Below are 24240 nucleotides of genomic sequence, written 5' to 3'. Positions count from 1 at the left end.
GAGGCTTCTGATAAATAGGTACGTAAAGAGCTGGGCGTATGTGAAATACATTCATAAAAAAAGCTGACCCGAAAATTCGGATCAGCTCGATTTTTATTATAAGAACATCATACCTGCAACTGCTGCATTTAAGAAGTTCGCTAGTGTACCAGCGATTACTGCTTTAATCCCTAACTGTGCAATTTGTTTACGGCGAGAAGGAGCAAGTGTCCCTGTTACACCTAATTGAATTGCGATAGAAGAGAAGTTTGCAAAGCCACAGATTGCAAATGTTAAGATCATATTTGTTTTATCAGACAGCTCTGACATGTGTGGACCTAAGTTTGCATATGCAACGAATTCGTTGATTGCAAGTTTTTGTCCGATAAAGCTAGCTGCTTGTACAGCTTCGTTTGGTGAAACACCGATTAGGATAGCAAATGGAGATAGAATATATCCAAAGATTAAATCAAGGCTAAGTTTAATATGGAACCAAGATCCAACCCATCCTAATAGGCCGTTTAATACAGCGATTAATGCGATGAACGCCATTAACATTGCTGCAACGTTAATAACAAGCTGCATTCCTTCAGAAGCTCCGCGTGCTGCTGCATCGATAACGTTAGCATCTTCACGCTCTGTAGAAAGTTGTACATTGTTATCTGGTTTTTCTGTTTCTGGCATAATTAGTTTTGCAATTAATAAGCTTGATGGTGCTGCCATAATTGCTGCTGCTAATAAGTGCTCTAGCGGAATTCCCATTGCTGCATAACCAACAAGAACTGACCCAGCAACGGCTGTCATACCGCTTACCATAATCGTGAAGAATTCACTGTTGGTTAGACGTGTTAAGTACGGTTTAATTAGAATTGGTGCTTCTGTTTGTCCTAAGAAAACAGTTGTTACTGCGTTTAAGCTTTCTGCTTTAGAAGTGCCAAGAAGTTTGCTTAATGCACCACCAACGATACTAACGAATTTTTGCATAATGCCAAAATAATATAAGATTGCTACTAATGAACTAATAAATACAATTGGAAGTAGTGCTTGAATTACGAAGACGAAGCCCCAAGGACCTTTTGAGTTTACTAAATCCCCAACGACGAATTTAATTCCCTCATAAGAAAAATTGATTAAGCCTTGAACGCCGTCAGAAGCAACTTTTAAGCCAGCTTTTCCGGCATCCCATCGTAACACGATGAAAGAAAACGTAATTTGTAATGCTAGCGCAATTAAAATTGTGCGCCAATTTATAGCTTTGCGGTTGGAAGATAGTAAAAAAGCAATTGCTAAAACTCCAATCACGCCGCCAATTCCCCATAAAACATTCATGCAGTATAAATCTCCTCTCTCATAGTAAAAAAGTATACATAACAGATGTCTATACGCTACGAAAATAGCATCTTAAGTAACTTATCACACCGGACATCAGAGGTCAAACGTCTATTGAAAAGTTTTAATAGAAAGAAAATTCTTTAAGAAAACACATATCAATCTTATGGAGGCGAAATAGGTTATGTTTTTTAGGGAGATATATTCATTATTATAACGCTATGAGCTGTTTTTATAGAATATAGTGTATGAAATAAGAGGAGAGAAACATATTTGTAGAAATACGAATTGAAAAAATGATAAAGACTTTTCTTTTATAGGTAGGGAGAGAGCATCCGACCATGGATAGAAGCGATCAGGGCCTTTTTTTGCCCCGTTCCGAATTGAAAACAAAAGGAGAAAAAGAGAGCAGGTCACCTTTTGTTTTCATAGCAGGAACTTATCCTTCAAAAAACAAGGTGGGTGATGGAAGTTTTATTTTATATAAATACAAATTGAAAAAATGATAAAGACTTTTCTTTTATAGGTAAGGAGAGAGCATCCGACCATGGATAGAAGCGGTCAGGGCCTTTTTTCGCCCCATGCCGAATTGAAAACAAAAGGAGAAAAAGAGAGCAGGTCACCTTTTGTTCTTCGTAGCAGCGACTTATATGTGAAAAATCAAAAAGGATTTATATAAAAAGAGTCTTCTAGTAATCTAGAAGACTCTGAAACTATGACTTAAGGTGCTTTTGTATATCCTAAGAAGTGGCTGCTCCAGTAAGAGTTATTCATTGAAACAATTTTAACTCCGTTGTCACCAGCTTGAATAAATGATCCGCCGCCAAGGTAGATACCCATGTGAGAAGGACCTGGCTTATAAGTGTTTTGGAAATAGATTAAATCGCCTGGTTGTGGACTTGAAGTTTTTGGTAGACTGCTCCAATATCCTGCTACAGTTTGACGGCTAATGTTGTGACCGAATTTGTTAAATACGTGGAAAATGTAACCACTGCAGTCAACGCCATTAGCAGAAGTGCCACCCCATACATATGGTACGCCTTGCATTGATTTTGCATATGCAAGAATAGATGATGTATCACCACTTGTGTTGCCTGCGTTGTTATTATTATTATTTTGGTTGTTGTTATTGTTACTGTTGTTAGGTTTATTGTCTACAGCGCCGCCGACTGGTGTTTTAGATAGAAAACGAGTTCCTACATAGCCAGTGCGACCGTTGTAGTTAATTTTACTCCATCCATAATGTTCAGAAATAACTTGTACTTTTTGACCTTGTGGAAGAGCACCGATTACGCTGTAATTTGTACCTTCGCCGCTACGTACATTTAATGCTGCCGCATTAATGTAGTATTCACCAACAGATGTTTGTGGTTGCTCAGGCTGTTTTGGTTGTTCCGGTGTCGTTGTGCCACCTTTAACAAATTTCACAAATTCGCTGCTTACATAGCCAGTTTTACCGTGATGATTAATTTTGTACCAACCATTTTCTACACCAGTTACATTTAATGTTTGACCGTTTAATACGCCACCAAGTACACCGTGGTATGTAGCTGGGCCTGTACGAACACGTAATGATGTTGTATTAACAACATAAGTACCGCCAGTTTGAACAGTTACATTATTATTGATTTCTTGTTGTTGATCATTACCTTGGACAACATCGTTACTAGAACCACCTTTTGTTACGTAGTCCTTGCTAAGGTAAGCAGTTTGTCCAGCATAGTTAATTTTGAACCAATCTTGAACTTCGCCAACAACTTGTACAACTTGTCCTTTATGAACAGATCCTAAAACTGTATGAGAAGCGCTAGGGCCTGTACGGACGCGAAGAGAAGATACATTTACTGTATAGTTTCCGCTTGCTGCTTGAACATTGTTGTTATTTGAAGAACCAGCGTTTGAAGAAATGCCAGATATGAATTGTCCACTAACGTAACCAGTTTTGCCGTTATGGTTAATTTTAACCCATCCGTTTTCTATGCTAATAACTTGCAATGTTTGTCCTTCATATACACGTCCCATAATGGAACTAGAAGTATTTGGGCTTGTGCGAACACGCAATACATCAGCAGTAACTTTGTTTTTGCCACCTGTGCTTACGTTTGGTGTTGTACCATTTTTTGATACGAATTGTCCACTAACGTAACCAGTTTTACCATTATGGTTAATTTTAACCCAACCGTTTTCTTCACCGATTACGTTTAATGTTTGACCCTCATATACGCGAGAGATGATGTCGTGAGAAGTGCTAGCTCCTGAACGAACGTGTAATACGTCAGCAGTAACTGTGTAGTTTGAATTGTTTTGTGGTGCAGCTTGAACAGTTTGTGTAGCAGGCTTTTGTGTATTTTCAGGGGCAGCTTGAACGCTATCTAATGTCGGGGCTGCTCCTCCTGCTACAGACACTGCCGCAAGACCGGCAAGATATTTTTTCATGTTTTGTCGATTCCTTTCTGTCTGTAATGTAGTGATGAAATATTTACCAACTGTTAAAAATTCTAAAAGGCATGTCGATTACTGTCAAGGCTTATGCGGGAATCTGAATATGTCAAAAATATTACGAAAAAAAATCAAGGTGCATGCTCCACCTTGATTTTGAACGAAAATACATACATTATTTTGTTGTTAAATTTAAAACGTTCGTGTTTAAGGCAATGGGATATTAGAAGTTGAAAAACTTTGGACAAATGTTTTTTGTAGTAGTTTGGTGATTGGCCCAACTTGACCATTTTGGATGGCAGTTCCATCAAGATGTGTCATAGGCAGCACTTCTACAGTTGTTCCTGTAAAAAAGCACTCGTCAGCGTTATAGACATCACGAATACTGAATAATTCTTCTTGAACAGGAATCTGTAGTTTATGGGCTAAGGAAAGAATATATTGACGAATAATCCCGTTTAGGATTAGGTGATTAGCAGGGTGGGTATAAAGGATCCCGTTTTTTACAAGAAAAAAGTTCGAGTGACTACCCTCTGTAACTATTCCGTTACGAACGAGAAGGGCTTCTTTACATCCTTTGCGTTCTGCTTTTGTGGCAGCCAATACATTTGGCAATAAATTTAAGGATTTAATATCACAGCGGAGCCAACGTGTATCAGGTTCTGATATGGCACGTATTCCGTATTCAATCCATAAAGCGGGTCGTTCTTTTTTTGAGATATAAGCATAAATCGTTGGGGTTACATCAAAAGAGAATGCGTGCGCACGATGCTGTACTCCTCGAGAAACTTGCAGGTAGATGGTACCATCTTCTTGGAAGTTATTATTTTCGAGTAATTTGTAAAGTAGTGTAATGAGTTCTGCTTTAGAGAAAGGTAGTGTTAGTTCTATTTCATCCATTGAACGGTATAACCGAGTTAAATGTGGATCTAATAAGTGGATGTTTCCTTTATAAATACGAATTACTTCATAGACACCATCTCCAAATTGTAAACCACGTTCTTCTAATTGTATGTACGGTTGTTTGTTATTTGTATCAATAATTGTGTCATTCCATAATACAAATCTTTCATATGCCATTTTACTTCCCATCCTTTCTTAATTGTTTTAATGATGAGTGGTGAGAGCCCGTATGGAAACGCCAATTTATTGTATTTCGCATATACAAATTCGCAAATGAGAAATGAGAATCCTGCTTTTTAGAAATAAAAAAAGCAACATTCATATAGAACGTTGCTTGCAACAATGTTGCATAAGGAGGGTAGCTTGTTTCATAGGGATATTGTCTTGGTATAGCTTAGAAAGGTGACCAGTAAACCAAACGGCTTTACTAAGACAATGGATGTTACTTCCCGGTAACGTCAGGAAAATTGTTACACAAATGATACTATTATTCCCCATGAGGAATGAACAGAACACTGTTTACAAATTCTATTATAGAGATGTTTCATGAATTTTATGTAAATATTTGGTGAAGATTGTGTAATTTTATCATACTAATGTAGACAAAAAAGACGCTGAGATTACTCAGCGCCTTTTTTGTCTTCTTTAATAATTGTTTTTACTTCGCCCGTTTTAATTTTGTTGCTTTCGGAGAAGCGAAGTAAGTCTCCCTCAATGAGTTTATCAGACATGTGCAGTTCATTTTGCGCACGATCAATCATCGCTTGAGCTTCTTCTTTCGGTACTTCTACAATTTCGCCTGTTTCGCGGTTATAGAATGTATTGTTTGTATATATATATTGTTCTGTTATAAAACTTCCATCACGAAGAACAACGAATGATTTATAATCTGGTGAGAATACATCATGACCGAAGCTAATGTCATTGCTTGAATCAACACCAAGTAAGTTTAGAATTGTTGGTTTAATATCAATTTCACCTGTTGGTTTTGAAATTGTTTTACCTTCTTTTTGACCTGGAACGTGAATGAACATTGGTGTACGTTGTAAGTTCATATGATCAAATGTTGTAATTTCTTCTTTTCCTAAGAATTGTGCCATCGCACGGTTATGGTTTTCAGAAATACCATAGTGGTCACCGTAGAATACGATAACCGAGTTATCATAAATACCTTCTGCTTTTAGACGTTCAATAAAGTTTTTCAGTGCTTCGTCTAAGTAACGAGCTGTTACCATGTAACGGTCAAATACACCATCACCAGAGTTGTAAGGTTCGATTAATTTTGTACCGTCATCATAAGTAAATGGATAGTGGTTGGTTAAACTAAGGAAGCGAGTATAGAATGGCTTCTTCACTTGTTTTAACATATCCACGGATTGATTAAAGTACTCAATATCTTTTAATCCCCAGTTTAACTTTGTTTCTGGTGTGATTTTGTAGTCAAGTTCGTTATAGTAACGGTCGTAACCAAGTGCAGGATACATGATGTTACGGTTCCAGAATGTTGCATTGTTCGCGTGGAATACAGCTGTGTAATACCCTTGCTGACGCAGGATTTCTGGTGTTGCAGTATATTCGTTATTACCATGTGTAAAGAATACAGCGCCTCGGTCTAACGGATATAGTGATGTATCTACTAAGAATTCAGCATCCGATGTTTTTCCTTGTCCAGTTTGGTGGAAGAAGTTATCGAAGTAATAGCTTTCTTTTGCAAATTGGTTTAAGAATGGTGTAACTTCTTGACCATTTACTGTCGCACCAATTAAGAATGTTTGCAAGGATTCAAGAGAAACGACGATTACGTTTTTCCCTTTCGCAACGCCAAACATATTTGGATCTGGTTTCTCTTTGAGTGTCTTCACATAGTTTTCTGTTTCTTGTAATTTGCTACCATCAGCAAATGCTTTTTGTGAACTTGATTTCGCTTGTAAGCCAAGATCATATAATTGGTGAGTATATAAACCTAAGTTTTTCACGAGCATAACACGGTCAAATGAACGCGTTAATAGTTCCGGACGCTCAGTCTCTGCAAGACCTAAGTTTGCGAAGAAAATAGCAACCGTTGATACGAAGTATAAAGAACGCATTGAACGTGACACACGCTCCGTTTTTGCAAAGTCTTTCTTCTTTTTTAATAAAACGAAGAAAAGAATAATATCGGCAAATGCAACAATGATTTTGTAGTTGAGTAGTTCTTTTACACTAGAACCTAACTGTCCAAAGTTGGACGTTTGCCCAAGTACCGGTAAAGTAACGAAATCATTGTAGAATCCGTAGAACATTACGTTACCAACAAGAACGATTGTTAAAACAAAATCAATTCCAAGTGCTATATAATTACGTTTTTTTCCTTTTGCGAATAATGCAAGACCCACAAGCAGTAATGATGTTGCCAATGGACTAATGAATAAGATAAATTCTTGCATGAAAGATTCAAGTTTCAAATCAAAGCTCGTACGCGTTATGATGTAAGTTTTTAGCCATAAGGCCAAAGCGACGAACAAAGTAAAACGCACATTATGAAATTGTGATTTTAAAGATTCCTTCATCCATTTCCACCCTTTCTCTATCAGGCTTGGTCGATTTTTGAGAGAAAAATGCTAAAATAAAAAATACATAGTTTTCTTGGCCATGAGCAGGGTTTTCTATATCACCCATATACGACTTTAACTATGCATACCCTTTTGGTTTCCTGCCATTTCTTTTGTTGATCCATAAGCATAACGTCATTTCTGTATTATACAACAAAATTCAATTCTTAGAAACACTATAACATTTTACAGTTTTTGTATTTTTGTTGTTGCTGCCAGAGAAAACTTTAACATTGGTTTATATGCTCGTCAACTAGAAAATATAACAAAGATAAAAGAGAATGTTAAGAGAAATAGAACATTTTATATTGAGAAATATTGATAGGAAATATATAAACCCTTTCTTTTTAGATGGGAGAGAGCGTCCGCCTGAGCATAGAAGCGGTCAGGTCCTTTTTTCGCCCCATGCCGAATTTAAAACAAAGGAAGAAGGAGAGAGCAGGTCCATTTTGTATGCAAAGCAATTTATAAGTGAAAGAACAAAAAGAGTGATTTAGCAAAATTTTGATTGGTGATGGAAATTTTAATGTATACCTCCCCTCTTTTTAGATGGGAGAGAGCGTCCGCCTGAGCATAGAAGCGGTCAGGCCCTTTTTTCGCCCCATGATGAGTTTAAAACAAAGGGAGAAGGAGAGAGCAGGTCTTCTTTTGTTCCCGAAGCCGTGATTTATATGTGAAAAATCTTATTATAATTAGAGTAAATAGCGGGAAATTATCACGAACACTTGTTCTTTCTGGTGTTGTCTGTTACAATAAGTTTTCATCGATCGGTTATGTGTATATTTGATGAGCTTTTTATTGACTAATGAGGCTAGTTTTTTCTTTTTGAAGGCACATCTACTTTTGCGTATAGTGAAAAAACAAAATATGGGGGCCCTTTATATGGAACGAAAATTTTCAGTTGAAGCGTTTTGGAATAAAGTGAAACATGTAGCGAAACAAGCGGGACAATCGGTTATTTATGCAAGTTTATTGCTGTTTTACGTTATGCAAAGACCGGATGTTCCAAAACGAGTAAAGGCAACCATTATTGGAGCACTTGCTTACTTTATTGCGCCAATTGATGCGATTCCGGATTTTATAGCTGGAATTGGTTATACGGATGATTTAGGGGCATTAACAGCTGCACTTTTGCAAGCATCCATGTATGTAAATGAAGATGTAAAAGAAAAAGCGCAGATGAAATTAGCGGATTGGTTTGGTTCGGATATAGACACATCGTTTATCGATCAAAAATTAGATCAATAGGTGAGAACTGTCATGTGCTGGCAGGGCAAACATAAGCGAGGAAGTGTACTATGCCATCAGGAAAAACACATACGAAAATAAACTTACTTTCTCTTCCGATTGTTTTATTTATGCTTGTTTCGTATGGATTAACAAATTTTGATTTTTTACTCACTTTTGCGATAGGATTTTTAATCGGCACATTTTTCTTAACACCAGATTTGGATATTCATAGTAACGCCTATAATAAATGGGGATTACTTCGTATTTTTTGGTATCCGTATCAATGTGTGATGCCGCATCGTTCTTTTTTAACGCATACGCTTGTAATCGGTGATCTCATTCGTATATTGTATATGCTTCTTGTCTTTTCTCCATTCCTATACATAGTAAATAAAATGGTGCTAGACGGAAGGTTGCTTGAGATTGCAAAGGAACATGATGTTGCTTTAACGACATTTGTAATTGGAGTTATCGCTGCGAGTGCACTCCATATTATAGCGGATCGATTGAATACGCGCCGGAAAAAGCTTATGAGAAAAAAGAAGAAAAGAAGAAGAAGGTAGGGCACTTGCGAATTGCGAGTGCTTTTTCTTTTTTAGTTGTGCTGAACGAGGCATAAGGCTTTTAATCAAACGTTTGTTTAAAGTGAAATACGCCAGAGGGACAGTCTTTTCTTTTGTTAATCAAACGTTTGTTTAAAATAATGAGGGAAGAATGAAACTTACTTTTTTCCTATTTATAGAAAGTGCAATTAAACGAAAAAACGGGAAAAATAATCAGAAAAATCTTTTTAAAATAAAAATGGTATGGTAAAGTATAAATACAATAATTGAAAACGTTTTCTTAAACGTTTTTTATTTTGGACTTAAAGGTATGATGACCGGATAGTCTATTGATAGGATTATAAGGGTTTTAAAACAGGGGATTACAGAAAGGGAGAGGACAATGGGCACATGGACACAAGTTTACGATCCGTTCGGTAACATTTGGATTTCCGCAGCGGTAGCACTTATTCCAATTATCTTTTTTTTCTTGGCTTTAGCAGTCTTTCGTATGAAGGGCTATGTAGCAGGACTTATTACAGTTGTATTAACAATTTTAGTTGCGCTATTTGCGTATAAAATGCCGTTTACAATGGCGATGGCAGCAACCGGATATGGCTTTGCATACGGGCTATGGCCAATTGCATGGATTATTGTGATGTCGGTATTTTTATATAAAATTTCTGTCAAAACAGGACAGTTTGATGTGATTCGTGCATCGGTACTATCGATTACGAATGACCATCGTTTACTCGTTATTTTAATTGGCTTTTCATTTGGCGCATTTTTGGAAGGGGCAGCAGGATTCGGTGCACCGGTAGCAATTACAGCAGCGCTTCTTGCTGGTCTTGGTTTAAATCCGTTATATGCAGCAGGACTTTGCTTAATTGCAAATACAGCACCGGTGGCGTTCGGAGCGATGGGAATTCCAATTACAGTTGCGGGGCAAGTAACGGGTATTGATCCCCACAAAATCGGACAAATGGCTGGACACCAATTGCCGTTTTTATCATTGTTTGTTCCATTCTTTATCGTATTTTTAATGGATGGCTTCAAAGGTATAAAACAAACATGGCCTGCATTACTTGTAGCAGGTAGTTCCTTTGCAATTACGCAATTTATTACAGCAACGTTTTTAGGACCAGAACTTCCAGATATTACATCAGCACTTGTCAGCTTAGTATGTTTAGCATTATTCCTAAAAGTATGGCAGCCGAAAGAAATCTATCAATCTAATCAAGCAAATGCTGAAGCAGCGGCAGCAACAACAACGGCTGCATCCATGCCGAAATTAACAGTAGGAAAAGTTGTAAAGGCTTGGTCACCATTTATTATTTTGACAGTGATGGTTGTTATTTGGAGTCAAAGTTTCTTTAAAGCATTATTTGCTCCAGGTGGGACGTTAGAAAGTCTTGTCTTTAAGTTTCAAATTCCAGGTCTGCACAATTTAGTCATGAAGGCAGAGCCAATTGTAAATAAACCAACGCCTTATGAGGCAGTATTCAAACTTGATATTTTATCAGCAACTGGAACAGCAATTTTAATCGCTTGTATCATTTCTATCATTATTTTAAAAATGAGTGCAAAACAAGCTATAGAAACATTTGCAGAAACGTTACAAGAATTAAAAATGCCAATTCTATCTATCGGTTTAGTATTAGGATTCGCATTCATCGCAAACTATTCTGGTTTATCCTCAACACTCGCGTTAGCATTAGCAGGAACAGGTGGATTATTCCCATTCTTCTCACCATTCCTTGGCTGGCTCGGTGTATTCTTAACAGGATCAGATACATCGGCAAACGCGCTATTCTCCAATTTGCAAGCTATTACAGCACAGCAAGTTGGTGTGAAAGAAGTATTGCTTGTTGCTGCAAATACAACAGGTGGTGTAACGGGTAAAATGATTTCTCCGCAATCGATTGCGATCGCGTGTGCAGCAGTAGGTCTCGCTGGAAAAGAATCTGACTTATTCCGCTTCACAGTAAAACATAGTATATTCTTTGTAGTTATTGTTGGAATTATGACATATGTACAAGCTTATTATTTAACGTGGATGATACCGTAAGTAGAGAAAAGATTCATAGCCACCAACTTAACACAAACAAGCCAGGTGCTGAAAGTACCTGGCTTGTTTGTGCCTAAAATGATACATACCCTTAACCCGATGGTTATGTACGGCATGAAAGACTATTCACCCTCGAATAAATACCCTCCCAAGTTTATTGATCCCTCTATAAATAAGTATGCTGATGAAAAGAATGAAAATTGCAAAGAATTCTTCGCCTGCGTCCTCATCTTTCCAGTGAACTTCAAACAGCCAACCGATTCCGTAATTTGCAGTAATCCAGATAGAAAATAGTGTCCAGAAATGCATCCAACTTCCCCCAAACAGAGCGGAAAAGAAGGCTATAATTGACGAGCCTCCAAACCAGAGGACAAAAATGATACATATTGCGAAAAACGTAAATCGGAAGATAGATCCCAAACAACCCATTATAATTTCACTCCTGATCTAAACTTTACTTTACATATGTGAATAAATAATATGACTAACTTTTTAGGTGTTCTGATTTTAGCTGAATATGGATAAGTTTTGACCCCCACCTCAAAATTCAGTGGAAACAAAGAAGTTAGGTGGGAGATGAACTGCCTGTAAAAGCCCGATTGGTCGGGCTAATAATCAGTGGTTCAATAGGGAGTATCGACTAGCAGATAAAAAACGACATGTAAAAATTGTACTTCATGCCTTTGCATTTTTCTGATTATCGTGTATGATGGGAAAGTATTGAAAATTAAATCAGTGATAAACTAGGGGTGCCCAAGAGAAGCGTGGGCTGAGAGAGAAGTGCGAGAACTTCTTAACCCTCTGGACCTGATCTGGCTCGTACCAGCGTAGGGAAGTTAACGGCTTTACATAACTATGTCTTTATGAGCCAGGTCCTTGTTTTACTATGGACCTGGCTCTTTTTATTTTGGCATGCGCTGGTCACTAGTTCTTGTCCTTTTCACAAGTAAAGCGAAAGCGGCTCGGTCAGAATGGGAGGGGATGGAGCTTCAGCTGAAGAGGCGAAGCCACCGACCATTCTAGCTGCTGAAGCGGGAATCGAATTGCCCAGAAGGTGGCCCGAGATTCTGAGCAAGTTCGATTTGCCTGAAATGATAAAGGGGAGGAAACACAAATTATGAAGCAATCTGTTTCAGCTGAGCAAATTGAATTGAAGTCGAGTTTACCAGGAAGTCAGAAAGTCTATGTGGATGGCCCGCGTGAAGGTATGAAAGTACCAATGCGTGAGATTGAGCAAAGTGATACAAACGGTGTATCAAATCCGCCGATTCGCGTGTATGATACAAGTGGTCCGTACACAGACCCTGAGTACAAAGTAGAGCTGGAAAAAGGAATTCCAACACCTCGCCGTGCTTGGATTGTTGACCGTGGAGATGTAGAAGAGTATGAAGGACGTGAAATTAAACCGGAAGATGATGGCGTGAAGGCTGCTTCTCAGCATACACCTGTGTTCCCGCAGATGGATCGTAAACCACTTCGTGCAAAAAAGGGCGCAAATGTAACGCAAATGCACTATGCACGTAACGGTATCATTACATCTGAGATGGAATATGTTGCGATTCGTGAAGGTGTAGAGCCTGAGTTTGTTCGCAAAGAAATCGCAGAAGGACGTGCGATTTTACCAGCAAACATTAACCACCCAGAAGCAGAACCGATGATTATCGGACGCAATTTCCACGTGAAAGTAAATGCGAATATCGGTAACTCTGCAGTTTCTTCTTCTATCGCGGAAGAAGTAGAGAAGATGACATGGGCAACGCGCTGGGGTGCAGATACAATTATGGACCTATCAACAGGGAAAAATATTCATACGACTCGTGAATGGATTATTCGTAATGCTCCTGTACCAGTTGGAACAGTGCCGATTTATCAAGCGCTAGAAAAAGTAAATGGTATTGCTGAAGATTTAACTTGGGAAGTATACCGTGACACGTTAATTGAACAAGCGGAGCAAGGTGTGGATTACTTTACAATTCATGCAGGTGTACTACTTCGTTACATTCCAATTACAGCAAAACGTACGACAGGAATTGTTTCGCGCGGTGGTTCTATTATGGCGCAGTGGTGTTTATTCCATCATAAAGAAAACTTCTTATACACTCACTTTGAAGAAATTTGTGAAATTATGAAACAATATGATGTTTCCTTCTCTCTTGGAGATGGATTACGTCCAGGTTCGATTGCGGATGCGAATGATGAAGCGCAATTCTCTGAGCTTGAAACGCTTGGTGAGTTAACAAAAATTGCTTGGAAGCATGATGTTCAAGTTATGATTGAAGGACCAGGGCATGTACCAATGCATTTAATTAAAGAAAATATGGATAAAGAACTTGATATTTGCCAAGGCGCACCATTTTATACACTTGGACCTTTAACAACGGATATTGCACCGGGTTATGATCATATTACATCGGCGATTGGTGCAGCGATGATTGGCTGGTTTGGTACAGCAATGCTTTGTTATGTAACACCGAAAGAGCATTTAGGCTTACCGAACAAAGATGACGTTCGTGAAGGGGTTATTACGTATAAAATTGCGGCGCATGCGGCTGATCTTGCGAAAGGACACAAAACAGCGCAGCAGCGTGATGATGCTCTTTCAAAAGCGCGTTTTGAATTCCGCTGGCGCGATCAATTTAACTTATCGTTAGATCCTGAACGGGCAATGGATTTCCACGATGAAACATTACCAGCAGAAGGAGCAAAAACAGCTCATTTCTGTTCCATGTGTGGTCCGAAGTTCTGTAGTATGAGAATTTCACATGACATTCGTGAATATGCAAAAAAAAATGATTTAGAAACAACAGAAGCAATTGAAAAAGGCATGAAAGAGAAATCAGAAGAATTTAAAGAAGCTGGTAGTCACTTATATCAATAATTGGATTTGAGATGGGGGTACGAATGCCCACAAATAGTGGGGGATATGTACGGCTTCCGAACACCTTTTAACTTGATTGATCACGTGTATCTAATTTAAATATAGAAGAAGCCTCCTTTGCTAAGACGGTAGCAAAGGAGGCTATTGTTTTTTAGAGGGAGAAGAAAAGTTGTACCCAGTAGAATAAGAGGAATAATGTTACGATTGTTGAGAGCGGGATGACGATAAGGGATACGCTTAAATAATCTTTCCACTTCACTTTAATTTTATTTTGTTTTAGGATGTACATCCAAATGAGGGAAGCAAGTGTACCGATTGGTAATAATAACGATCCCATGTCACTACCGATAATATTTGCAAGATAAATTGTTTTTAGAGTGACTGGATCGAGTCCCATCTCGGTTAATGTAATGGTACCAATCATTAATGCGGGGTGATTATTAAAGACGTTGGAGAGAAGTGAAACCAATCCACCCATTGTAAAGCTTGCGTATAGTAGATGCTGGTTAACAATCGGTTCGAGCCACTTTACAAGAAACGTTGTTAATCCTGCATTGTGAAGCCCGTAAATAATAACATACATGGAGAATGCGAAGATCAAAATGTGCCACGGTGTCTTTTTTAAGATATCGACAGGGTTTGTACGTAAATAGTACCATCTCCATACAAGGAGAACGAGTGAACCGAGTACAGCTACAATTTCAATTGGTATGGATAGGAAGGAAGCGACGAAGAGAAGACAGCGCATAAGGAATACGAAAAGTAATACCTTTAACATAAATTTTGTCCGTTTTTGTTTTGTATCAACGGAATTTTTTCCTTTTAGAGGATGGAAATTTTTTGTGAAGAAGATTTCTTCAATATCATAAGAGGAAACTGGTAATTTTTTAGGTAGTTTTCTCTTTAAAACAGTGTACATGAGCCATGACATAAATAGTAGTCCTAGTGTTGCAGGTACGAACATCATTGCAGTGTGCATATAAAGTGTCATGTGTACGATATTTAATGCGATTAAGTTTACGATATTACTTACACCAATTGGTGCACTTGAAGCAGTAGCAATTAAAGCACCACTTAGTAAATACGGAATTTGTTGGTGTGGTTTTAATTGAAGGTTTTTGAGAAGTAAAATTAAAATTGGAGTTGTAATTAAGATGCTGCCATCGTTGTTAAATAAAAGAGTCATGAGGAAGCATAGTAATTGAATATACCAGTATAAACGGTGACCAGAACCTTTTGCTAGATTTGCCAGTTTTGCAGCCGCCCAATGGAAGAAGCCGAAGCTTTCTAATATAACGGCCATAACGATGGTTGCTAAGATAGTTATGGAGGCGCCTCCTATTTTACTAATAATATCCATAACATCCGGTTTTGATACAAGTCCTGTAAGGAGAATGATACCGGCACCAATTGCAGCGGGCCATGCTTCATTCAATCCCCGTGGTCGCCAAAAAATGATGATCATGGTTAAGAAGAAGACGACGATTGTAATCAATATTTCAGTACTCATTGTTAGCCTACCTTTCTTTTGTACTTGAGCAAATAGATTTGAGCTTGTCTCAAGTGTATACAGCATTATATTCAAAAAAAAATAAGAAGAACTAGGCATGTACCTGAATCTAGTGAATATGTGTATTTGATGTTAAAAGGCAAATATAGATACGAGAGAGATAACTAGTGCTTTTTGATAGAGAGAAGAACCTATATAAATACAAATTGAAAAAACGATTTAAAACCTATTTTTCAGATGGGAGAGAGCGTCCGCCCGAGTGTAGAAGCGGTCAGGTCCTTTTTTGGCCCCATGCCGAGTTTAAAACAAAGGGAGAAAAAGAGAGTAGGCCACTTTTTGTTTTCATAGCAGTAACTTATATGTGAAAATCCAAAAAGGAGTTATCCCCAAAAAATACAATCAGTGATGGAAGTTTCGTTTTATATAAATAAAAATTAAAAAACCGATATAAACTCTTTCTTTTTAGGTGGAGAGAGCGTCCGCCCGAGCATAGAAGCGATCAGGTCCTGCCCCATGCCGAGTAAAAACAAAAGGGGAGAACGAGTGGGAATCTTCTTTTGTTTTCATAGCCGCGACTTAGTATGAAGGAAAAACAAAATGGATATATATATGGTGTTTTTGTTATGTTTGTAAAGATGTAGAAATTATTTAGGGAGTCATTATTATAAAGAGAAGCTACTCTAGACATTTTAGTAAATGTTTGGAGTAGCTTCTCTTTAAATCGTTATTTTTCTTTGAGGAACGTTCGATCCTTTAAGAATAAATTCCAGAAGAAGATAAAGCCTGGAAGCAAGATCGCGATGCCGATTGCATAGAGGATGAGCAGCGCATAGAATGTTTCTTTCGTTGTAAAGCTTGTAAATACAGTAACGTCCGGATAAATGATATACGGTAAATGCGCGACGCCGTAAGCGTAGCTAGCAAAGGCATATTGTGCAACAACTGCTAAAACAGCGATGCGAGGCCAGCCGAGTGAATCGTATTTTTTATTTGTCCACCAAAGGGAAGAATACCCGATTACAAATAAAAGAATGGAGACTGTGAACCATGGAAACTGCTTAATTAATCCTTGCATGAGCCAATGTGTTTCTGGTTCCATAACAACCAGGGCGATAATGGCTGTAACGAGCGTCGCCGGACCAAGTACGATGGCGTTTCGTCTGTAGAGTCGATACGTATCCTCTGAGCGCTGCTCTCTTGCAAAGTCAGCTAGAAAAAGAGAGGATAGGAACAACTCTGAAGTTAACCCAAATAACATATACCAATAGATTACAGGGCTTGATAGAAGTTTCCCGTATAATAGCACTTCTTTTCCACTAGAGGTCGTAATATAAGCACCCTCTGTTACTGGCAAAACTGTAATTAATAAGGCTGGAATTAAGAGCCCTGTAATACCAGAAATAAAGCGCAAGATATGCTCATACTTCGGTACGGAATATGCAAAAACCATGAATGTGCTACGAATGGCAACGAGAACTAAAATTAATGTCACCGGTACAAACATCACTGTTGCGAGTGTAAAAGCTGCTTTCGGAAAGAAGCCAAGAAATGCGACAACGACAAAGACGAGAAATGTATTCGTTACTTCCCATGTTGGTGATAAATAACGATTGGCAAGCTTTCCGGCTAGTGTCGGGTGCTTTGCGTATACCATGCCCCAAAATCCGGCTCCAAAATCAATGGAACCTAAAATGCTGTATACGAAGATGATGGCCCATAAGATGATAATCGCAATACTTGCCTCATGCACGAGGATCTCCTCCTTGCTGCCCTAGATCATTTTTTAATGGATGTCTTCTAAAGAACGTTCGTAGTACGAAAATCGTTAAAGCGCCAAGACCGATATACAAAATGATGAATAAAATAAATAAAGGCCCGACGAAATCAGCGCGCGTAGCAGCATCCATTGTGCGCTGCATCCCATAAATCGTCCAAGGTTGACGACCGCTACAACTGAAAACCCATCCAAATTCAATGCCGAGCATCATAATCGGTCCGCACGCAGCAGTAGCCCATAGAAGCCATTTTGGTAATTCTGCTCCTTTTTTTCGATAGATAAAGTACCAATATACAAGAGCGATTGCTGCTACAGCAAAAGTGAATGCAGCTGTACCAACCATTAAATTAAAGAACGTATGGGTATAAAATGGCGGCCACGTTTCTTGTGGAAATTCATTTAACCCCTTTACAACGGTATTAGGATTAAATCCAACTAACATACTTAGCATATTTGGGATTTCGAGGGCGTAGTTCAGTTCAAGAGTTTCAGGATTGACAACTCCGCCAATGGACAAAGGAGCATGTGATGTCGTTTCAAATAAAGCTTCTGCAGATGCTAATTTTTCCGGAGAATGTTCATGCAAAGCAATTGCCGATTCATGTCCAGAAAGCCACATCGTAGCACCTGTAATAAATGTAACGACAAGGCCTAAAAATAATCCTTTTTTATGATAAGCGATTTCTCTTGCACCCAGATTTCGTTTTAATAATTTAAACCCAGCGATAGAAGCAATGACTGCCGCTCCTGTTGCATAAGCCGTAATGACAACGTGAAGGGAGCTTGTGAAAAAGCTTGGATTAAAGAATGCTTTCCACGGGTCAACGTTAAAAACAGAGCCATCAGGATTCATAGAAAAGCCTGCCGGTGTATTCATCCATGTGTTTGCTGAGGTAATTAATACGGCAGATGCAGTGGCACCAAGCATGACAAAAAAGAGTGAGATTAATCTCATAAATGGTGGTAATTTATCTGCTGCATATACATAAATGGACATAAATAAAGCTTCTAAGAAGAAGGCGAAAATCTCAATCTGAAATGGAACAGAAATCACTTGACCGACAATTTTGGCGAATCCGGGCCAAAGAAGTGAAATTTGTACACCGACGATTGTTCCAGTAGGAATTGCGACACCAAGAAGGATGGCGAAAGCCTTTGTCCACCTTTTTGCCATAACGGCGTAATCAGAATCCTTTCTCCAATGATATAATACTTCGCTTATAAAAATCATTAAAGATAGTCCGATTCCAAGTGTTGCAAAAATGATGTGGAATGCTAGTGATGACCCAAAGAAAGCCCGTGACAATGTAACAGTATCCATAATTCTACTCCTCTTCATTTTTGCCATTATTTTCTGATTGGATTGGAAAATTTATTCAAAAAAATGCCAAAAATATATATGTATTTTAAAAAGTGGATATGATATTATATTTTTGAAATCTTCAGAAAAGAAAGATAAGAATATTTTATTTGTGTTTTGGAACAAAATCTTTTATAATGCTTATGCGAACGTTAGTTCTACCTAAGGGGTTTTAGTTGTAGAAGGACAAGCTAGAGTTTAACAGAATGTGGAAGTTCACGTAAAACGGAGGGGATGTTTGTATGTATCCTGAAGTCATTAGAAAAATGGCGTTTTCGAAAGAGCATAAAGATTTGTTATTAAAGCTATATAATAAAGAAATTACACGGCGTGAATATGATCACCTTGTGCAATTATTGTATCGCCCTACAAAAGAGGCTAATTAACGTGTGTAAAGGATAGAAAAGTAAGAGACAATCTAAAGGATTGTCTTTTTAATGTTTTCGTATGCTCTACTAAGATTACGGTTAGTCTTATTATAGAGGTGAGAAAAAGTGCGGAAACGTTTGTATATATGGATTGCGTTAACTTTATTTATGGTTTTAGGTGGAATTGTTTTTTGGACTGCACTACAAGGAAATCGAACAGAATATTTTATTATGAGACATATGATGAACGAGAATGGGACGCTCGCAACATATCGCATAGCTGATTCAAAGGTAGGAACGAACGAGGCTACCGGCCGTGAAGCATTATCAGAATCATCAGGGCTATGGTTACAATATACGCTTGATATGGACGATCAATCATTGTTTGATGAACAAGTAAAGGTGATCCAAAATTATTTTATACATCCAGTCCATATTGTTTTATGGAAGATTTCTGAAACAGGAGAAAGACAGGCTGGTACGAATGCTCTCATTGATGATCTCCGCATCATCGAACAGCTATATCGTGCTTATGACATGTATAAAGAAGAGCGGTATAAGCATCTTGCGGATCAAGTGAGTGATGCTGTACTACGTTATAATAAGAAAAAGAAAATCTATGTTGACTATTATGACGCAGATAAGGGTATGCAAAATAACATATTAACGACATCTTACATAAATCCAAGTGCATTCTCTTATATGAAAAAGTACGGAAAAATTTCAGAAACGCAGTATCAGGAAGCTATTCAATTTTTAACGGATTATCCAAGACGTGGCTGGGCATTCCCGAAAGAATACAAAGAGGATGGTACATTTACATATGAAAACCGGGTGAATCTCATTGATCAATCGTATGTTGCTTACCATCGTAGTTTAGGCGGAATTTCCTCCGAAGCATATTTAGAGTTTATTAAAAAGGTATTCCGCAAAGATGGGAAGTTATACGGTCGCTATGATTTAGAAACAGGAAAACCAGTAGTAGATTTTGAATCACCAGCAGCATATGGGCTAACGATTTTATATGTATTACAAGTAGGAGATAAAAAATTTGCCCAAGAATTGTATGAGCGCATGAGTGAATTTCGGAATGACAATGTATTCAGCAGGTTTTATGGTGGATATGTGACTGGAAAAGAGAACAACACGCATATTTTTGATAATGTGTTGCCGCTATTAGCTGAGACGGAATTGAAAATGGATAAGAAGTAAAATGAAACTTTAATCAGTGGGGAGCTTTATTCCCCACTGATTATGACCCTTCACCAATCGGGATATTACTGCCGGTTACTGCGGGATAAAAATGCCACTGAAAAGTGGCATTTTTATTTTGGAGATTTTTTAAGTACGTGGTGATGAAATGCTCGAGAAATAGTGAATAACGAATTGACGGAACTTCTGAGCTGTTGATGATAAGTAACGCCTTTTTGACCAACTTAATCCAATAGTTCGTTGGCACCTTGGTTCAATAATGCGGAGCTTGTTTGATGAAAGATTAGAATTTCGTAACAAAGTTAGGTTAGGGACAAATGCAAATTTTAATTTTATTATGTTATTTAGTTGTTGCTGGTGGAATTGCTTGGATTACAAGTCACATACAGCTTAAAGAAACTTCTGCAAAGCAGCTTCTTTTACTTTTTACTTCTTAATAATGGCAGTAAAGGCAGGAGCGTTGGCCATTTTAATACAGGCGTGGGAGAAGGTCCTGTAATCCATGTATGGAATGGAATCGTGCTACATATAACCATTGTGATGATAGAGAATGTTGCCGTTAGAAGAAATAGTAATAGACTATATAGAATTGTATTTGCCTGTATTGTAAATAGAGATAGTAATTTCGTAATTAGCTGTAAAAAGAAAAAGTGTGCTAAATAGGCTCCGTACGTGTAGTTTCCGATAAAGCGTAATGTTTTATATAAAGCACCTCGCCGCTGTACAATCATGATAGATAGTACGTATAGTATTAAAATTTCACATACAATGTACAGAAACATGGATGGCTTTAAATAGGTAGATACAGTAAGGTGAATGGAATCTACACCATAAAAGCTAAATAGTTCATAGTTGATGAATAAGAATAGAATAAAAAACAAGATTGTTATAAGTGGTATGTGTTTCATTACAAATAAGCGCCAAGCTTGAAGTGCTACAGCAGCGATTCCTCCCATGACAAAGTAAAATGAATAGAAGAAGAAGGAACGATCTGTATAATGCAAAACAGTCGATTGAGTTAGCACTTCACCGTTAAAAATATAGTGAGAAGAATACCACATTAAGAGAAAATAAATGCTAGCAAAAGCGGCCATGTATCGGTATATATCTTGCTGATTTTGTGTTCTTTTTTTAAACCAATAAAATAAGGTGCATAATAAGGGAAACAGCAAATGAATTTGGAACATCATAATGACATACCAAAGATGAGGCGCAGCTGTTCCGAGTAATAGGCTTTTTATCCCGCTTTGCACTGTAACGACTTGGTTTGTTGTCAATAAGTACACGACGGACCAGAAGAAGTAAGGAGCAAGCAAGTGTGCTGTTTTTTCATAGATGTATTCTGTATAGACCATTTGTTTTGTGTATTGCTGAATTAAATGGAACCCGACGATAAAGATGAATGCAGGTGCTGAAAATTTTGCGAGATTAAATAGCATTCCCATAATGAGAGATTGTTCTAGTAGAATATGTCCTTGATTCATTGTATATAGTAAGGAACTTTGCAAAACAACAGCAAGGAACGCAATGCTTTGCAAAACTTTAAACTCTGGGGCGCTGTGTGTCATAGTTTCCATCTCCTTTTCCATACATGATTATAGTACGAAGGAGAGGAAAGGGCTATGGAAACTTTGTGAAAGTTATAACAAAGTTGTGGGTATAATCTGATTAATTTGTAGTTATAAAACAAACTTGTAACATCAAAGAAGAAGCTAGAGTGAATATCTAGCTTCTTCTCAATTTAAGATAATTCATACATCAATGGAATAGGATCCATGATGCATGAATATATTAACCAATTGTATTAGAGATTCTATCAGGTGGCGGCGGATTAAAAGCCGTTAAGTTGTTAGAAACTCTGTCAGGTGGTGGTGGATTAAAAGCCGTTAAGTTGTTAGAAACTCTGTCAGGTGGTGGTGGATTAAAAGCCGTTAAGTTGTTAGAAACTCTGTCAGGTGGTGGCGGATTAAAAGCTGTTAAGTTGTTAGAAACTCTATCAGGTGGTGGTGGATTAAAAGCTGTTAGATTAGTAGAAGCATTGCTAAAGCTGAAGGCAGGAAGTGCTAGCAGTGCTACGGCAGGCAATATCAAAAACTTTTTTTTCATAAAAGAACCCCCTCATTAAGTATTCTTGCTAATTATCTTACTTTTTTTACTTTTTTCAATATTTTTACCAGTCGTTCCGTTTGATAAATAGTTAACTGAATATTCCGTTGATCAAACAAAAACCCTTTCTTTATTTTAAAAGAAAAGGTTTTTGTTTCTAGCGATTTTTTATTTTAAAAGAATGATAAGAACCTATTACATTACTTTATTCTTAATCCAGTTTTTACCTTCAACAAGACGAGCTGTCATTACGGCACAAGCGTTATCTCCTGTTACGTTTAACATCGTTGCTGGTGGGTCAATGATTGTACTAATAGCTGCGATAATTGGCAAAGCTTCTGGTGGGAAGCCATATAGAGAAACAATTAACATTTCACCAATCATACCGCCACCAGGAATTGCACCCATTACTGTTCCAACTAATAGGGAAACAACAAGTGCGATTGCCAATGTTTTTGGACTTGAGAATTCCATATTGAAAATCCCGAATAAGAAAGCAATTTTAATTACGCCACCTAAAACAGATCCGTCTTTATGAAGTGTAGAACCAAGAAGGACAACTGTTTCACGAACGTCAGAAGAGATGCCCATTTTTTTCGTTGCTTCTAAGTTTGCTGGAATACTCGCGGCACTACTACAAGTTGCAAGTGATGTAACTGTAGGAGAGACCATGTTTTTCCAAAAGATTTGTACACCTTGTTTGCGTCCTGCAAGGTATGCGTAGAAGGTAAAGAAGACAAAGAAGTATACAAGAGAAGCTGGATAGTATACCATTGCTGCTCGGAAATATGTTCCAAGAAGCTGTGGCCCAAATTCCCCAACTAAGGCTGCAAAGTAAGCAGCTAGTCCAATTGGAGCATAGTACATAATGAAAGAAACAACTTTCATTGAAATTTCTGCACCAGATTGTAAGAAGGTAGCGAATGGTTTTCCTTTTTCGCCAACTGCTGAAGTTGCGATTCCCATTAAAATAGAGAAGAAAATAAGAGCTAGCATATTTTCACGAGAAAGTAACTTTGAGAAATCTGACACTGTAAGGATGCCAACAATTTGATCAGCAACGCTAATGCTTTTTTCAGCCTTATCAGGTTGTGTTAACTCTAGTACAACACCTTGTGCGGGCGGGAATACTTTCACAACAATAATCATAAAAATTGCAGCGATAATACTTGTAAATAAGAAAGTTCCTGCCATGCTAGACATGATTTTTCCGAAACGTTTTAATCCATCCATATTGGCAATAGAGGAAGCAATGCTAAAGAACACAAGAGGTACAACAATCGTAAACATTAAGTTTAAGAAAATGTCACCAAGCGGTTTTAAAGCAACTGCATCGGTACCCATGAAATAACCAATGAAACCACCAATTAGGATGGAAGATAATAAAATAATTGGAAAGCGATAAGCCTTCATCATATATCTCCTCCTATTTAATGTAAAAAATCATACTGAATCATTATAGCGATTTATGAGGCAGTTTACTAGGAAAATACAGATAGATGGAATAGAGTGAAAACGGGGAAATTTTTGTTTTTATGCTCGTCATATGGAAACCAATATAGACATATACATTGGTAACCTAGTAGTGGATATGAAGAGAAATGTGGATAGGATTCCAGCTGATTAAAAGTAAGGAGGGAGTTTAATGAACATTTTACTTTGCTGTGCAGCAGGAATGTCTACTAGTTTGCTTGTAACGAAAATGGAGAAAGCGGCACAGGCAAAAGGGTTAGAAGTAAAAATTTGGGCTGTATCGGGTTCGGAAATACGGAATCATATTGATGAAGCGGATGTGCTCTTGCTTGGACCTCAAGTGCGTTATTTATTACCGAAGATGAAGGAAATGTGTGAAGAAAAAGGGATACCTGTTGATATTATTCACTCTGTACATTATGGGCTTTGTAACGGAGAAGCCGTATTAGAGGCAGCATTGTCAATGAGAGCATAA

At 37.8% G+C, this 24240-nt stretch carries 19 protein-coding genes, 1 pseudogene and 1 riboswitch; of the genes and pseudogenes, 8 read left to right on the top strand and 12 right to left on the bottom strand.

The features are described 5' to 3' along the window. Positions 1–96: 96 nt before the first annotated feature. The 5 genes from NSQ40_RS26395 to NSQ40_RS26375 form a co-directional block, all read right to left on the bottom strand. Entirely contained in the window at positions 97–1308 is a 1212-nt protein-coding gene (locus NSQ40_RS26395; RefSeq protein WP_003205061.1) for a NupC/NupG family nucleoside CNT transporter, read from the bottom strand. Positions 1309–2028: 720 nt separating this feature from the next. Beyond that, on the bottom strand, positions 2029–3744 hold the full coding sequence (locus NSQ40_RS26390) for a C40 family peptidase (RefSeq protein WP_003209029.1): 1716 nt from the start codon (positions 3742–3744) through the stop codon (positions 2029–2031). 210 nt (positions 3745–3954) lie between these two features. Then, the gene (locus tag NSQ40_RS26385) at positions 3955–4839 is read right to left on the bottom strand and encodes a D-amino-acid transaminase (RefSeq protein ID WP_003209031.1); all 885 of its coding nucleotides are present in this window, start codon (positions 4837–4839) and stop codon (positions 3955–3957) included. Positions 4840–5270: 431 nt separating this feature from the next. Continuing rightward, positions 5271–7199, bottom strand: a complete 1929-nt coding sequence (locus tag NSQ40_RS26380; protein WP_033796538.1) for an LTA synthase family protein — start codon at positions 7197–7199, stop codon at positions 5271–5273. Further along, entirely contained in the window at positions 7168–7308 is a 141-nt protein-coding gene (locus NSQ40_RS26375) for a hypothetical protein (protein ID WP_003205072.1), read from the bottom strand. The genes NSQ40_RS26380 and NSQ40_RS26375 overlap by 32 nt, the downstream gene beginning before the upstream one ends. A gap of 815 nt (positions 7309–8123) precedes the next feature. Between NSQ40_RS26375 and NSQ40_RS26370 the strand changes: the two genes are divergently transcribed. From NSQ40_RS26370 to NSQ40_RS26360, 3 genes are all read left to right on the top strand, one after another. After that, positions 8124–8489, top strand: coding sequence for a YkvA family protein (locus NSQ40_RS26370; RefSeq protein ID WP_016112579.1), 366 nt, complete (start codon positions 8124–8126; stop codon positions 8487–8489). Positions 8490–8539: 50 nt separating this feature from the next. After that, complete coding sequence (locus tag NSQ40_RS26365) at positions 8540–9034, top strand: metal-binding protein (RefSeq protein WP_003209033.1); 495 nt, start codon at positions 8540–8542, stop codon at positions 9032–9034. Between the two features lie 382 nt (positions 9035–9416). Then, positions 9417–11081, top strand: coding sequence for a lactate permease LctP family transporter (locus tag NSQ40_RS26360; protein WP_033798201.1), 1665 nt, complete (start codon positions 9417–9419; stop codon positions 11079–11081). Positions 11082–11207: 126 nt separating this feature from the next. Here NSQ40_RS26360 and NSQ40_RS26355 read toward each other — a convergent pair whose 3' ends face one another. Further along, on the bottom strand, positions 11208–11390 hold the full coding sequence (locus tag NSQ40_RS26355; RefSeq protein WP_003205080.1) for a hypothetical protein: 183 nt from the start codon (positions 11388–11390) through the stop codon (positions 11208–11210). A gap of 426 nt (positions 11391–11816) precedes the next feature. Beyond that, positions 11817–11932: riboswitch (TPP riboswitch) on the top strand. A gap of 266 nt (positions 11933–12198) precedes the next feature. On the opposite strand from NSQ40_RS26355, the gene thiC reads away from it, so the two are divergent. Continuing rightward, complete coding sequence (thiC, locus tag NSQ40_RS26350) at positions 12199–13959, top strand: phosphomethylpyrimidine synthase ThiC (protein ID WP_003205081.1); 1761 nt, start codon at positions 12199–12201, stop codon at positions 13957–13959. A gap of 151 nt (positions 13960–14110) precedes the next feature. Here the strand turns inward: thiC and NSQ40_RS26345 are convergent, their stop codons facing one another. The 3 genes from NSQ40_RS26345 to NSQ40_RS26335 all read right to left on the bottom strand — a co-directional run bounded on the left by NSQ40_RS26345 (position 14111) and on the right by NSQ40_RS26335 (position 18567). Beyond that, positions 14111–15469 (bottom strand): arsenic transporter, encoded by a 1359-nt coding sequence (locus tag NSQ40_RS26345; RefSeq protein ID WP_018781262.1) that lies wholly within the window; start codon positions 15467–15469, stop codon positions 14111–14113. Between the two features lie 724 nt (positions 15470–16193). Beyond that, complete coding sequence (locus NSQ40_RS26340; RefSeq protein ID WP_018765147.1) at positions 16194–17219, bottom strand: cytochrome d ubiquinol oxidase subunit II; 1026 nt, start codon at positions 17217–17219, stop codon at positions 16194–16196. Next, entirely contained in the window at positions 17212–18567 is a 1356-nt protein-coding gene (locus NSQ40_RS26335) for a cytochrome ubiquinol oxidase subunit I (protein WP_018781264.1), read from the bottom strand. The genes NSQ40_RS26340 and NSQ40_RS26335 overlap by 8 nt, the downstream gene beginning before the upstream one ends. A gap of 281 nt (positions 18568–18848) precedes the next feature. Here NSQ40_RS26335 and NSQ40_RS26330 point away from each other — a divergent pair, with 281 nt between their 5' ends. Both NSQ40_RS26330 and NSQ40_RS26325 read left to right on the top strand, forming a co-directional pair. Continuing rightward, positions 18849–18992, top strand: coding sequence for a hypothetical protein (locus NSQ40_RS26330; RefSeq protein WP_003205090.1), 144 nt, complete (start codon positions 18849–18851; stop codon positions 18990–18992). A 108-nt stretch (positions 18993–19100) separates the two neighbouring features. Next, positions 19101–20186 carry a hypothetical protein gene (locus NSQ40_RS26325; RefSeq protein ID WP_003205092.1) on the top strand — a complete coding sequence of 362 codons (1086 nt, stop codon included), beginning with the start codon at positions 19101–19103 and terminating at the stop codon, positions 20184–20186. Between the two features lie 129 nt (positions 20187–20315). On the opposite strand, the pseudogene NSQ40_RS26320 reads toward NSQ40_RS26325, so the two are convergent. Beyond that, positions 20316–20522 (bottom strand): annotated as a pseudogene (locus NSQ40_RS26320) (LysR family transcriptional regulator); the annotation flags it as partial. A gap of 83 nt (positions 20523–20605) precedes the next feature. After that, complete coding sequence (locus tag NSQ40_RS26315; RefSeq protein WP_003205094.1) at positions 20606–21775, bottom strand: acyltransferase family protein; 1170 nt, start codon at positions 21773–21775, stop codon at positions 20606–20608. A 257-nt stretch (positions 21776–22032) separates the two neighbouring features. On the opposite strand from NSQ40_RS26315, the gene NSQ40_RS26310 reads away from it, so the two are divergent. Further along, on the top strand, positions 22033–22311 hold the full coding sequence (locus NSQ40_RS26310; protein WP_003209040.1) for a hypothetical protein: 279 nt from the start codon (positions 22033–22035) through the stop codon (positions 22309–22311). A 176-nt stretch (positions 22312–22487) separates the two neighbouring features. Here the strand turns inward: NSQ40_RS26310 and NSQ40_RS26305 are convergent, their stop codons facing one another. Then, positions 22488–23705 carry a dicarboxylate/amino acid:cation symporter gene (locus NSQ40_RS26305; protein ID WP_026008517.1) on the bottom strand — a complete coding sequence of 406 codons (1218 nt, stop codon included), beginning with the start codon at positions 23703–23705 and terminating at the stop codon, positions 22488–22490. Between the two features lie 232 nt (positions 23706–23937). Here NSQ40_RS26305 and NSQ40_RS26300 point away from each other — a divergent pair, with 232 nt between their 5' ends. Next, complete coding sequence (locus NSQ40_RS26300; protein WP_003202011.1) at positions 23938–24240, top strand: PTS sugar transporter subunit IIB; 303 nt, start codon at positions 23938–23940, stop codon at positions 24238–24240.

The sequence above is a fragment of the Bacillus sp. FSL K6-6038 genome (assembly GCF_038050455.1).
GTDB lineage: Bacteria > Bacillota > Bacilli > Bacillales > Bacillaceae_G > Bacillus_A > Bacillus_A pseudomycoides.
Note: the sequence above shows the minus strand (reverse complement) of the source record. Positions and strands in the feature narration are given on the sequence as shown.